Annotated in this window: 11 protein-coding genes; 7 read left to right on the top strand and 4 right to left on the bottom strand. The window is 71.4% G+C overall.

What is annotated here, in order from left to right; genetic code table 11:
* Positions 1-99: 99 nt before the first annotated feature.
* Complete coding sequence (locus ACF08M_RS05670) at positions 100-930, top strand: IclR family transcriptional regulator (protein WP_392183936.1); 831 nt, start codon at positions 100-102, stop codon at positions 928-930.
* 80 nt (positions 931-1,010) lie between these two features.
* Positions 1,011-1,739, top strand: coding sequence for a dipeptidase PepE (gene pepE / locus ACF08M_RS05665; protein WP_392183935.1), 729 nt, complete (start codon positions 1,011-1,013; stop codon positions 1,737-1,739).
* An 85-nt stretch (positions 1,740-1,824) separates the two neighbouring features.
* On the opposite strand, the gene ACF08M_RS05660 is transcribed toward pepE, so the two are convergent.
* On the bottom strand, positions 1,825-3,639 hold the full coding sequence (locus ACF08M_RS05660; protein ID WP_392183934.1) for an MFS transporter: 1,815 nt from the start codon (positions 3,637-3,639) through the stop codon (positions 1,825-1,827).
* 270 nt (positions 3,640-3,909) lie between these two features.
* Between ACF08M_RS05660 and ACF08M_RS05655 the strand changes: the two genes are divergently transcribed.
* Both ACF08M_RS05655 and ACF08M_RS05650 read left to right on the top strand, forming a co-directional pair.
* Positions 3,910-6,090: an acyl-CoA dehydrogenase gene (locus ACF08M_RS05655; RefSeq protein WP_392183933.1), complete on the top strand. Its 2,181-nt coding sequence runs from the start codon at positions 3,910-3,912 to the stop codon at positions 6,088-6,090.
* Positions 6,091-6,174: 84 nt separating this feature from the next.
* The gene (locus tag ACF08M_RS05650) at positions 6,175-7,374 is read left to right on the top strand and encodes a lipid-transfer protein (protein ID WP_392183990.1); all 1,200 of its coding nucleotides are present in this window, start codon (positions 6,175-6,177) and stop codon (positions 7,372-7,374) included.
* 240 nt (positions 7,375-7,614) lie between these two features.
* Here the strand turns inward: ACF08M_RS05650 and ACF08M_RS05645 are convergent, their stop codons facing one another.
* Genes ACF08M_RS05645 through ACF08M_RS05635 form a run of 3 tightly spaced genes read right to left on the bottom strand, consistent with a single transcriptional unit; the run spans position 7,615 to position 9,598 of the window.
* The gene (locus ACF08M_RS05645) at positions 7,615-7,935 is read right to left on the bottom strand and encodes a hypothetical protein (protein WP_392183932.1); all 321 of its coding nucleotides are present in this window, start codon (positions 7,933-7,935) and stop codon (positions 7,615-7,617) included.
* Between the two features lie 5 nt (positions 7,936-7,940).
* Positions 7,941-8,660, bottom strand: a complete 720-nt coding sequence (locus ACF08M_RS05640) for an ABC transporter permease (RefSeq protein ID WP_392183931.1) — start codon at positions 8,658-8,660, stop codon at positions 7,941-7,943.
* Entirely contained in the window at positions 8,660-9,598 is a 939-nt protein-coding gene (locus ACF08M_RS05635) for an ABC transporter ATP-binding protein (RefSeq protein WP_392183930.1), read from the bottom strand. The genes ACF08M_RS05640 and ACF08M_RS05635 overlap by 1 nt, the downstream gene beginning before the upstream one ends.
* 272 nt (positions 9,599-9,870) lie before the next feature.
* Here ACF08M_RS05635 and ACF08M_RS05630 point away from each other — a divergent pair, with 272 nt between their 5' ends.
* The 3 genes from ACF08M_RS05630 (at position 9,871) to ACF08M_RS05620 (ending at position 12,873) form a co-directional block, all read left to right on the top strand.
* Entirely contained in the window at positions 9,871-10,737 is an 867-nt protein-coding gene (locus ACF08M_RS05630; RefSeq protein WP_392183929.1) for a MaoC/PaaZ C-terminal domain-containing protein, read from the top strand.
* A gap of 42 nt (positions 10,738-10,779) precedes the next feature.
* A complete protein-coding gene (locus ACF08M_RS05625; protein ID WP_392183928.1) occupies positions 10,780-11,856 on the top strand; it encodes a Zn-dependent alcohol dehydrogenase in 1,077 nt (358 codons plus the stop codon).
* 63 nt (positions 11,857-11,919) lie between these two features.
* Positions 11,920-12,873 carry a 3-oxoacyl-ACP reductase gene (locus tag ACF08M_RS05620; protein WP_392183927.1) on the top strand — a complete coding sequence of 318 codons (954 nt, stop codon included), beginning with the start codon at positions 11,920-11,922 and terminating at the stop codon, positions 12,871-12,873.
* The last annotated feature ends 267 nt before the right edge of the window (positions 12,874-13,140 follow it).

The following is a 13,140-nucleotide window of genomic DNA, read 5'->3' as shown; positions in this document are numbered from 1 at the left end:
AGCGCGGGGCGGGGTGCTGAGGCAACATTCGGGATCGGATAGCGTTGAACGCAACTGTTTCCCGTTATTTGCAATTCAGGTCTGAATGGTGAGATGACGATGGCGGACTTCGATCTGGACCGGCGCACCCCCACCGGGGCGCTGCAAACCGTGGACCGGGCGCTCCTCGTGCTGCTCGCCTTCGAGCGGACCCGGCCCGACTGGGGCGTCACCGAGGTCGCCGAGGAGTTCGGCTGGGACACCTCGGTGGCCCAGCGGCTGCTCGCCACCCTCGCCGGGCGCGGCTTCCTGGTCTCCGACCCGGTCACCCGCCGCTACCGCATCGGCCCCGCCGTGCTGCGCCTGGGCAGGCTCTGGGAGCGTTCCGGATCGCTGGAGCTGCTGGCCGGGCCGGTCCTGGAGGAGCTGCGCCGGGTCACCGGCGACACCGTCCTGTTCTGTCTGCCGGACAGCTTCCACATGCGGTGCGTCGCCGCGGAGGAGGGGGAGGCCGGGCCGCTGCGCTACTACCCGCTCGTCGGCGAGCTCTACCCGGCGCACGCCGGGGCGACCAGCAAGTCGTACTACGCGTATCTGCCCGACGAGCAGCGCCACCGGCTCTTCCGGGGCCGTCCGATGGCCCGCTTCACCGACCGGACGGTCACCGACCCGGACCGGCTGGAGGAGGAGTTCCTCAAGGTCCGCGCCCAGGGGTACGCCTGGACGGTCGGCGAGTACGACACCGGTATCGCAACCGTCGCCGTACCGGTGTTCCTCGGGCGCGAGCCGTACGGGAGCCTCAGCCTCGGCGGCGCCGAGGAACTCTTCGAGGGTGCGCCGCACGACCGGCTCGACGCTCTGCGCCACGCGGCCCAGCTGCTGGAGCGGCGGCTCACCCAGCCGCCGCAGCGCCCGAAGCCCCGCGCCCGCCGCCCTCGTACCGACCGATGAACCAGAACAGAACCAAGAACCAGAACAGAACCAAGAACCAGAACAGAACCAAGAGTCAGAACATAACCAAGAGGAACCCCGTGAATCTGCTGCTGCTCTCCAACTCCACCCAGTACGGCCGCGGTTATCTGGAACACGCCCTCGACACCGTCACCGCGTTCCTGCCCTCCGGCGCCCGGCTCGCCTTCGTGCCGTACGCGCTCGCCGACTACACCGCGTACACCGCACGCGTCCGCGACGCCCTCGCGCCGTCCGGCATCAGCGTCCGCGGAGTCCACGAGAACGCCGACCCCGTCGCCGAACTCGCCGCGTCCGACGCGGTGTTCATCGGCGGTGGCAACTCCTTCCGGCTGCTGAGCGCCCTGTACCGGACCGGTCTGCGGGACGCCGTGACCGAAGCGGTGCGCGGCGGGCTGCCGTACATGGGCGCCAGCGCGGGTACGAACATGGCGGCGCCCACCCTCCGTACGACCAACGACATGCCCATCGTGCAGCCGCCGTCCTTCGAGACGCTCGGCCTCGTCCCCTTCCAGATCAACCCGCACTACCTGGACCCGGACCCGGAGAGCACCCACAAGGGCGAGACCCGCGAGGAGCGGCTCACCGAGTTCCTGGAGGAGAACGACGTACCGGTGCTCGGCCTGCGCGAGGGATCCTGGCTGCGGGTCGACGGGCGCCAGGCCCGAGTGCAGGGCGCCCACCCCGCCCGGCTGTTCACCCGCGGCGCGCGGCCGCAGGAGCTGCTGGCGGGGTCGGACGTCTCTCATCTGCTCACGACGACACCGCGGTTCGACGCTCCGGCGCGCTGAGTCCCTTCGTTCCGATCGGAGCAGATCAGAGCAGATCAGAGTGGATCGGAGCGGATCGGAGCGGGTCAGGGCGGATCGGGGCGGGTCAGGGCGCGGTGCCGGGGCCCGCGATCCCGGCGTGACCCAGGCGGGAGGCCCCGGCCGTCAGCACCAGGTCGGCGTCGACCGGCAGTCCGTTGCCCGGGCAGACCGCCGGGTGGGCACGCGGCGCGTACCCGGCGGCCGATCCGGCCAGCACGTAGCTGCCGCCGGACGGCGCGGCCAGCATGTAGTGGCCGGCCTCGTCCGCCACGGTGAGACCTGCCTGCCGACCGTGGTGGTCGATCAGCGTGACATTGGCGCGGGCCACCGGCGCACCGTCCGCGTCCAGCACCCGGCCGCGGAATCCGCCCGAACCGGCGACCGGCCGGGACGCGGGGCGTGTGGTGACCGGCGCGTCGTCGTCGCTGCTCGCCAGGAGCGCCGGGCGCATCGCGTCGCGCTGCGACGGCAGGAACGCGGCCAGCACCAGCCCGATCACCACCGCGCCCGTCGCGATCCCGAACGAGATGCGGAACCCCTCCATCGAGGGCAGCGACACCCCGCCCGTCCGCACCGAGGTGTTGGCCAGCACCATGCCGATCACGGCGCTCGACACCGACGTCCCGATCGACCGCATCAGGGTGTTCAGCCCATTGGCCGCGCCCGTCTCGGAGGGATCGACGGCCCCGGTGATCAGCGCGGGCAGTGAGGAGTAGGCGAGTCCTATGCCGGCCCCGAGCACCACCGCGGTGATCACGGTCTGCCAGGCAGCACTCATCAGCCCGAGCCCCGCCCCGTAGCCGATCGCGATGATCAGCATGCCGAGCATCAGCGACACCTTGGGGCCCCGGCGGGCGGACAGCCGGGCGTACAGCGGGGCGATGAACATCATCGTCAGACCCAGCGGCGCCACGCACAGCCCGGCGACCACCATCGACCGGCCGAGCCCGTAACCCGTCGACTCCGGCAGCTGGAGCAGCTGCGGCAGGACCAGTGAGACGGCGTAGAACGCGACCCCGACCATGATCGAGGCGAGGTTGGTGAGCAGCACCTCGCGCCGGGCCGTGGTCCGCAGATCGACCAGCGGGGCCGGGCTGCGCAGTTCGAAGAGGCCCCACAGGATGAGGATCACCACGGCGGCGGCGATCAGGCCGAGCGTGGCGCCCGAGGTCCAGCCCCAGTCACTGCCCTTGGTGACGGGCAGCAGTAGGCAGACCAGGCCGAGGGAGAGGCCGAGCGCGCCGACCAGGTCGAACCGTCCGGGAGCGCGCAGCGTGGTCTCCGGTACGACGAGGGCGGTGAGCACCATCGAGAGCACGCCAAGACCGGCTGCGCCGAAGAACAGGGTGTGCCAGTCGGCGTGCTGGGCCACCAGCGCGGCGGCGGGCAGTGCGAGTCCACCGCCCACCCCGATCGAGGAACTCATCAGGGCCATCGCCGAACCGAGCTTCTCGCGCGGCAGCTCGTCGCGCATGATGCCGATGCCCAGCGGGATGGCGCCCATGGCGAAGCCCTGGAGCGCGCGTCCCGCGATCATGACCACGAGGACGTCGGTGAAGGCGCATATCAGTGAACCGGCCACCATCACGGCGAGACTGGCGAGCAGCATCCTCCGCTTGCCGTGGAGGTCGCCGAGCCGCCCCATGATCGGGGTCGCGACGGCCCCCGCGAGCAAGGTCGCGGTCATCACCCAGGTGGCATTGGACGGATCGGTGTGCAGAAGGGCGGGCAGGTCTTTGATGACGGGGACGAGCAGGGTCTGCATCACCGCGACGGTGATACCCGCGAAGGCGAGTACGGGGACGACCCCGCCGCCCGCCTTGTGCGGCCGTGGACCGGGGAGTTCCCCGATGTGCTGTTCGTTCGTCGTCTGTGGCATCCGTGCGGCCTCCGGGCAGTGTGACCGAGAGTCGGTCGAGTATCTGAAAAGGCATGCGGGCGCGGCGGCGGGCAGCGCCGGCCGCCAATTGCGTGCAGGGTGAAACCTTCCTCATGTCCCCGGTATTCCGGTGAACGCGGTACGAACGGGGGCACAACCGCGCACTCGGCCCGGAGCCGGTGACGATCCGGTCGTCATCCGACCTTCCGTCAGAATGGAACGTGTTCTACTCTGGCGCCGTTCCAGTGGCTGCGACCGGCGAGGATCCGCATGGGCATCGGAATCACCGAAGAACAGAGGGAGTTGGCGCAAGCCGTACGGGGGTGGCTGGCGCGCGCCGTGCCGCCGGAGGAGATACGCAAACTCCTCGACGCCGAGGCCCCCGGCACTCCCGGCGTGCGCCCCGGGCACTGGGACGGGCTCGCCGAACAGGGCCTCCTCTCCATCCACCTGCCCGAGAAGTACGGGGGCGGGGGCGGCCAACTCCTCGATCTTTCCGTGGTGCTGGAGGAGGCGGGCCGGGCCGCGCTCCCCGGCCCGTATCTCGCGAGCTCCCTCGCCTCCGCCCTGCTGTACGCGGCGGGCGCGGGCGAGCTGGTGCGCGATCTGGCGGCCGGCGCGCGCATCGGTGCCGTCGCCCTCGGCCCCGGCACCCTCACCGCCGTGGAGCACGGGGACGGCCATCTCCTCGACGGTACGGCCCCGCCCGTTCTCTCCGGCGCCGACGCCGACCTCCTCCTGCTCTCCGCCGAATCGGCCACCGGCACCCTCTGGTTCGCCGTCGACGCATCCGCCGATGGGCTGACCGTCCGCCCGCACCGCAGCGCCGACCCGACCCGCCCCACGGCGGAGATCCGCGCCGAGGGCGTACTCGTCCCCGCGGAACGCGTCGTCCGGATCGACACCGCGCACGTCCGCGACCTCGCCGCCGTCCTCCTCTCCGCCGAGGCGTGCGGAACCGCGGCCAGGGCGCTGCACACCGCCGCCGAATACGCCAAGGTCCGCGAGCAGTTCGGCCGGCCCATCGGCCGGTTCCAGGGCATCAAGCACCTCTGCGCCGACATGCTCGTACGGGTCGAACGGGCCTGTGCGCTGGTGTGGGACGCGGCCCGTGCCGCCGACGGGGAGGGGGACCCGGACGTACGGTCCATGGTCGCCGCCCTCGCTGCGTCGGACGCCCTCGACGCCGCGTACGGCTGCGCCAAGGACTGTGTCCAGATCCTCGGCGGCATCGGCTTCACCTGGGAGCACGACGCCCACCTGTATCTGCGCCGCGCCCTGGTGGCCCGGCAGTTGCTGGGGGCCGGTGACGCCCACCGGCTGCGGGCCGTCCGGCTGGCCGAGAGCGGGGCGCGCCGCGAACTCGCCCTCGAACTCCCGGCCGCGGCCGCGGCGTACCGGGCCGAGGCGCGCGAAGCCGTCGCCGCCGCCCGCGGCCTCGATCCGAAGGCCGCCCGCCGCGCGCTCGCGCCGACCGGCTACGCCGCCCCGCATCTCCCCGCACCCTGTGGGCTGGGTGCCGGACCGGTTCAACAACTCGCGATACAGCAGGAGTTGAGGGAACAGCGGGTGAAGCTGAGCGACCTCGGGATCGCCACCTGGGTGGTGCCCTCGCTCATCGCCCATGGGACGGCACAGCAGCAGGAGCGCTATTTGCTGCCCACCCTGCGCGGCGAACTCCTGTGGTGCCAGCTGTTCTCGGAGCCCGGCGCGGGCTCCGACCTCGCCTCGCTGCGGACGAGGGCGGAGAGGACCGACGAGGGCTGGCGGATCAACGGACAGAAGGTGTGGACGAGCGCCGCCCAATGGGCCGACCACGGAATCCTGCTGGCCAGGACCGACCCGGACGCCCCCAAGCACCGGGGGCTCAGCTACTTCCTCGTCGACATGAAGAACACCGAGGGCATCGACATCCGCCCGCTGAAGGAGATCACCGGCGACTCCCTCTTCAACGAGGTGTACTTCGACGACGTCCTGCTGCCCGCCGACGCCGTCGTCGGCGAGATCGACGACGGCTGGCGGGTCGCCCGCAACACCCTCGGCAACGAACGCGTCCACATGGCCGACCAGATGACCTTCGACACCGGCCTGGAGGCGTTGATCGCCCGCTCCGGCGAACTTGACGGCACGTACCGGGCCCGTATCGGAGCACTCGCCGCCGAGGCCCACGCGCTCGCCTGCATCGGACTGCGGACCACCCTGCGGCAGGTGTCCGGTCTGGAACCCGGCGCGGGGGCCTCCGTCCGCAAACTCGTCCAGACTACCCACCAGCAGAAGGTCGCCGAACTGGCCCTCGAACTCCTCGGCCCGGCCGGCGCGGTCGGCGAAGGGGCGGGGGAGCGGGCCGTGCACGGCTTCCTGATGTCCCGCTGTCTGACCATCGCGGGCGGTACCACCCAGGTTCAGCTCAATGTCGTCGCCGAGCGCATCCTCGGCCTTCCGCGCGACTGACGCGATCGAAGGGACTTGCCCATGAAGCCCACGAAGCCCATGAAGCCCACGAAGCCCACAAAGCCCATGAAGCCGATGAAACTCATGAAGGCGTACATCGTCGGCGTGGGAATGACGAAGTTCGAGAAGCCCGAGTCCCGCGACTGGCAGTACTGGGACATGGCGAAGGAGGCCGGGACGGCGGCGCTCGCCGATGCCTCGGTCGCATACGAGCAGGTCCAGCAGGCCGTCGTCGGCTACTGCTTCCAGCCCTCCACCGCCGGTCAGCGCGCCGTGTACGGCCTGGGGCTGACCGGAGTGCCCGTCTACAACGTCAACAACAACTGCGCCACCGGCTCCACCGCGCTGATGATGGCCCGGCAGTTCGTCGAGGGCGGCGGCAGCGACTGCGTCCTCGCGCTCGGCTTCGAGAAGATGACGCGCGGCGCGCTCGGCGGCGGCGGCGCCGACGGCGGTGCGTCGGACTTCAAGACGTCACCGGTGGCCCGGCACTACGGGATCATGGCCGCCGCCCACGGCTTCGCGATGAGCCCGCCCACCGCCCAGATATTCGGCAACGCGGCCCGTGAGCACATGGAGCGGTACGGGACCACCGAGGCCCAGCTCGCCGCGGTCGGCGCGAAGAACCACCGGCACTCGGTGAACAACCCGTACGCCCAGTTCCAGGACCCGTACACGGCCGAGGAGATCCTCGCCGCGAAGACCATCCACCATCCGCTGACCAAGCTCCAGTGCTCACCCACCTCCGACGGATCGGCCGCCGCGGTCGTCGTGTCGGAACGCTTCGTCGAGAGCCACGGCCTGGGCGACCGGGCGGTCGAGATCGTCGCCCAGGCCATGACCACCGACACCGAGGACTCCTTCGCCTCCGGCACCTGCATCGACGCCGTCGGACAGCCGATGTCGCGCGCCGCCGCCCGCCAGGTGTACGAGTCCTCGGGACTCTCGGCCGGCGACCTCGACGTCATCGAGCTGCACGACTGCTTCTCCATCAACGAACTCCTCACCTACGAGGCGCTCGGCCTGTGCGGGGAGGGGGAGTCCGGAAAGCTCGTCGAGTCCGGGGCCACCACGTACGGCGGCCGGTGGGTGGTCAACCCGTCCGGTGGGCTGATCTCCAAGGGGCACCCGCTCGGCGCCACCGGAATCGCCCAGGCCGCCGAACTGACCTGGCAGCTCAGGGGCGAGGCGCAGGGCCGGCAGGTGCAGGGGGCGCGGGTCGGTCTGGCACACAACATCGGGCTCGGCGGCGCGGCGGTGGTGACGTTGCTGCGGCGCCGGTGAGGGCGGTCCGGCCGGCCGGGGCCGGACCGCCCCCGGGCGTGCCTTCGTACGTCGCCGTACCGTCCCCGGCCGTGCCTTCGTACGTCGCCGTACCGTCCCCGGCCGTGCCCTTCGCAAGCAGTCGTACCGGGCCAGGGGTCGGCCCGAATACCGAGGCGAGCGCACCGCGCATCATGCCCTGATCCTCGGCGAGCAGAACGCGCACGGACTTGGCCGGACGGTGATCCTGTGGCGTCTCGTTCACGGCCCCAGCGTATGGCTCCGGTCCGGACCGGCGGCCGCACCCGCATCCGGCTCCGACTCCGGCTCCGACTCCGGCTCCGACTCCGGCATATCCGGCCCCTCCGGCCCGCCCGCCGGGAGTTCCGCGGCGAGTGCGAAGCCGCCCTGCGGTCGCGGGCCTGCCTCCAGCGAGCCGCCCGCCGCGGCGAGGCGTTCGGTCAGGCCGGTCAGCCCGGTGCCGCCGATGCCGGGCGTGGCCGGTGCGTCGGGGCCGTCGTCCGCACCCGCACCCGCGTCCGTACCTGTCCGCGTGCCCGCTCGCTTCCTGGATATGTCCACCCCTGTCACACGGTTCTCGCGGACCGACGGTACGAGACCACCGCGTACGCACCGAACAGCAGGAGCCATCCGGAGAGCACGGCGATCGTGCCGGTGCCGGGCGCGTGCCCGTCGGTGGTCGCCCAGCCCAGGTCGGCGAACCGGTTGGCCGGGGTGAACCTGCCGACGGAACGCAGCCACCCGGGAAGCAGCTCCAGCGGGAACCACAGCCCGCCGACGATCGCGAAACCCATCAGACAGGCCACGTTGACGACCCCGGTGCCCTGCGGGGTGAGCCGGTAGCCGTTGCCGAGGCCGAGCAGGGTGAACGGTAGCGCTCCGATCCACAGCAGCAGCGCCAGGGCGATCCACTGCCAGGCGCCCAGCCGCACCCCGTTGACCAGTCCGCCGGCCAGCAGCACCGTCAGGACCGTCGGCAGGACGGTCACCGAACCGCTGATCGCCCGGCCCACGACCACGCGCGACGGGGCGAGCGGGGTGACCCGCAGCTGTTGCAGCCAGCCGAGCGTCTTGTCGGAGGCGACCCCCGTACCGATCGACATGGCGGAACCCAGTGCCCCGTACGCGGCCATCCCGACCATCGAGGCCGTCTTCCAGCCGTCGGCACCCCCACCGCCGATGTTGGTGAAGAGCAGATACATCATCACCGGCATCCCGGTCCCGAAGATCAGGAAGAAGCCGTCGCGCAGAGTCCTGCGCACCTCCAGCACGATGTAGCGGAACATCACACGTTCTCCCTCTCGGTATGGGCTGCGGCCGGTGCGGTGAGGGCGAGGAACGCGTCCTCCAGCGTGGCCCGGGAGACCTGGAGACCACGGATTGCGCCGAGGCGGGCCAGCTCCACGACGGTGGCGTCCGAGTCGTCCGTGTGCAGCACCGCCCGGTCCCCGGACACCTCGACGGCGACGACCCCGGGCAGCAGTTCCAGGCCCGCGGCCGGCCCGCCCGCCAGGTCGAAGGAGACGAGACCGGCGCCCGCCGAGCCCCTGATCGCGTCGCCGCTGCCGTCCGCGACGATCCGGCCCCGGTCGATGACGACGATCCGGTCGGCGTTCCCGTCGGCCTCCTCCAGATAGTGGGTGGAGAAGAGGACGGTGTTGCCGCGCCGGGCGTAGGCCCGCATCGAGTCCCAGAACATCCGGCGCGCCTCCACGTCCAGGGCGGCCGTCGGCTCGTCCAGGACGATCAGCTCCGGGTTTCCGGCCAGCGCGACGGCGAAGCGGACGCGCTGGGTCTGGCCGCCGGAGAGCTTGTCGATGCGCCGGTCCGCGTACTCCTGGACTCCTGCCAGGGAGAGCGCCTCGGCCACCGGCATCGGCCGCGGAAAGGTCGAGGCGACGAAGGCGATCAGTTCGCGGACAGTGACCCGCTGGATGGGCCGCCCGTCCTGGAGCATGGCGCCGACCAGACCGGCGCGCACCGCCTGACCAGCCGTCCGGCCCAGCACCCGCACGCTGCCGGAGTCCGGTTCGTCGAGCCCCAGCAGGAGGCCGATGGTGGTGGACTTGCCCGCGCCGTTGCGGCCGAGCAGGGCGACGGTCTCACCGCGGCCGATGGACAGGTCGATCCCGTCCACGGCCCGTACCGTCCGTCCCGCCCGGCCGTAGGTCCTGACCGCCCCGGTGAAGACCACCGCGGCCGGACTCCCCGTTGTCTGCTTCATGGCCACGACGCTACGGCGGGCGTCCGGCGGCCCGGCAGAGGTGTGTGTACGGACTTCGCCATGACATATGTCATGGATGGGCGTTGCCCGACCCGATCTGACGCTACGTCAGCAACAGTCTTCACAACTGCTGGGCGCTGCGTTATACATGGGGTCATCGGCTAGAACGCGTTCTAGAACGGGCGTGGCGGCCGGTCCCGCACGACCTCGGTGCGGCCGACGGTGCGGACGGCCGCGCCGAGGTCTTCCCACCATCAAGGAGCAGCTTTCCCATGCCCATTGATGCCGAAAAGGCGGTAGCCGCCGAACCCCGGTCCACCCGGATCAGCTGGGACCACAAGGACGTCCAGCTCTACCACCTCGGGATCGGCGCGGGCGCCGACCCCGACCGGGTCGACCCCGCCACCGACCCCGGTGAGCTGCGCTACACCCTGGAGTCCCGGCTCCAGGTGCTGCCCTCCTTCGCCACGGTCGCGGGCGCGGGGGTCGTCGGAGGGCTCTCCTCGCCCGGCATCGACATCGACCTCGCCGCCGTCCTGCACGGCGGGCAGAGCGTACGGGTGCACCGGCCGATCCCCGTGAAGGGCAGCGCCGTGCAGAGCTCGAAGGTCGCCGCGGTGTACGACAAGGGCAAGGCGGCCGTGCTGGTGCTGCGCACCGAGGCCGCCGACGACGAGGGCCCGCTGTGGACCAACGACGCCCAGATCTTCGTCCGGGGTGAGGGCGGCTTCGGCGGGGAACGCGGCCCCTCCGAGCGGCAGGCCCGTCCAGCCGTCGCCCCCCACCACGTCGTGGAGCGGCCGGTCCGCCCGGACCAGGCGCTGCTGTACCGCCTCTCCGGGGACTGGAACCCGCTCCACGCCGATCCCGAGTTCGCCAGGCTCGCCGGCTTCGACCGGCCGATCCTGCACGGGCTGTGCACCTACGGCATGACGCTCAAGGCCGTCACCGACACGGTGCTCGGCGGCGATGTCACCCGAATCCGCTCCTACCGCACCCGTTTCGCCGGGGTCGTCTTCCCCGGCGAGACCCTCCGTATCCAGATGTGGACCGGCGAGAACCAGGTCCGGGTCGAGGTGGGAGCCGTCGAGCGGGACGGCGCCCCGGTCCTCGGCGACACCTTCGTCGAACACTCCTGAACCAACTCCAAGAGGTCACAGGCCCATGAGGGGAGCCGCACCGTGCGCGCAGCCGTACTGCACGAGATAGGCCAGGGAAAACTGGAGGTCCTCGACGACGTCGAGGCGGTGGGCTTCGGCCCGGGAAAGGTCAGGCTCCGCATCCGGGCCACCGGACTGTGCCACTCCGACGTCTCCGCGATGAGCGGTGTGCTGCCGCAGCCCGCCCCCTTCGTCCCGGGCCACGAGGGCGCGGGCGAGGTCGTCGACGTGGGCGACGGCGTCACCGGGCTCGCCGCGGGGGACCGGGTGCTGGTCTGCTGGCTGCCCGCGTGCGGGGCCTGTCCGTCCTGCAAACGCGGTCAGACCCAGCTCTGCCTGGCCGGTTTCATGAACGCGGGCACCCCCAACTTCAGACGTCCCGGCGGAGAGGTCTTCGGCTTCGCGGGCACCGGCACCTTCACCGAGGAGGTCGTCGTCGGCGCGGGCTGCGCGGTGCCGATCCCCGACGACGTGCCGTTCGAGATCGCCGCGCTGATCGGCTGCGGGGTGACCACGGGCCTGGGCGCGGCCATCAACACCGCACAGGTGGAGGCCGGTTCGTCGGTCGCGGTGATCGGCTGCGGCGGGGTCGGCATCTCCACCATCCAGGGCGCGAGGGTACGGGGCGCCGCCCAGATCGTGGCCGTGGACCCGGTCGCGTCCCGGCGCGAGGCGGCCCTGCGGTTCGGTGCGACGGAGGCGGTCTCTCCCGACGAGTTCGCCGATGCCAAGCAGCGGATCACCGCGGGCGAGGGCTTCGACTACGTCTTCGAGGTCGTCGGCAAGTCGGCCACCGCCCGCACGGCGTACGAGAACACCCGGCGCGGCGGCACCCTCTGCATCGTCGGCGCGGGCGCCATGGACGACAACTTCCAGGTCAACATGTTCGAGCTCTTCTTCGACGAGAAGCGGATCCTGCCCTCCATGTACGGCGGAGGGGACGTGCTCCGCTCGTACGAACGAGCCATCGCGCTCTGGCGGGCCGGCCGCATCGACCTCGAATCGATGATCACCCACCGGGTGCGGCTCGACGGCATCAACGACGCCCTCGACCAGATGAGGACCGGCGAGTCGCTGCGCACCTGCATCGAACTCTGACGCCGTCTCCCCTGCTCCCTGTTCCCTGCTCCCTGCTCCCCTCCGAGAGGTTCCGGGATTCCGATGTCACTTCCCCTGTCACTTCCCCTGGACGGCATGTCCGCGATCGTCACGGGCGCAGGCCGCGGCCTGGGGCGCGCCGAAGCGCTGGAGCTGGCCGGGCTCGGCGCGTCCGTCGTCGTCAACGACTACGGGCAGCCGGGCCGCGACGGCTCCGGCGAGGCGTCCGCCACCCCCGCCGAGGAGGTCGCCGCGGAGATCCGGGCGGCGGGCGGCCGGGCGGTCGCACACCTCGGTGACGTCTCCGACCACGCGCAGGCCCGTGGCCTGGTGGAGCTGGCCGTCGACACGTACGGAAAGCTCGACATCCTGGTCAACAACGCGGGCATCCTGCGCGACCGGATGGTGTTCTCGATGACCGAGGACGAATGGGACTCCGTCATCAGGGTCCACCTCAAGGGCCACTTCAACACCACGCACTTCGCCGCGTCCCACTGGCGCGCCCGCTCCAAGGAGTCCGGCGGCCCGGTCTACGGCCGGATCGTCAACACCTCCTCGGAGGCGTTCCTGGCCGGCTCGGCGGGCCAGCCGAACTACGCGGCGGCCAAAGGCGGCATCGTCGGTCTCACCACCTCCACGGCCCTGGCCCTGGCCAAGTACGGAGTCACCGCCAACGTCATCTGCCCGCGGGCCCGCACCCGGATGACGGAGGACGTCTTCGCGGGCTTCCAGGAGCCGGCGGACGGCCGGCTCGACGCACTCGCCCCCGAGCACGTCTCGCCACTGGTCGGCTATCTGGCCTCCCCGGCCGCCGCCGGGGTCAACGGGCAGCTGCTCGTCGTGCACGGCGGGATGGTGGCGATCGTCGAACGCCCCAGGGTGGTGGCGAAGTTCGACTCGTCGAAGGAGACGTTCTCCTTCGATGAGCTGGACGAGCTCATCTCTCCGTACTACGCGGACCGCCCGCCGAACGAGACGTTCGCCGCGGCGGAGGTGCTCGGTCTGAAGCGCGGCTGACCGCGAACGGAAACGGGTGGGCCCCGGACGCCGACCGGCGTCCGGGGCCCACCCGTCCCTCGTTGATGTTCCGAGCGGTCAGGCCGCCCGGCTGTCCCCTTCGGAGAGGCGGCGGTGACGGCCGTGCGGCTGTGCTGCCGTGTCGTCCGTCGCGGTACCCCCTCGGTGCTTTCCGGCGCCGCCGGCTTCGGCCCGTTCCGCGTCCGCCTCCGGCGGGCGCGTCTGGGTCGTGTCGGTTCGGGCTTCAGACATGTGGGAAGTCACCCC

Origin of the sequence: Streptomyces sp. NPDC015032 (assembly GCF_043080425.1) — a bacterium.
In the GTDB taxonomy this organism is placed as follows: domain Bacteria; phylum Actinomycetota; class Actinomycetes; order Streptomycetales; family Streptomycetaceae; genus Streptomyces.
This window is presented reverse-complemented; position numbering and strand designations above follow the sequence as displayed.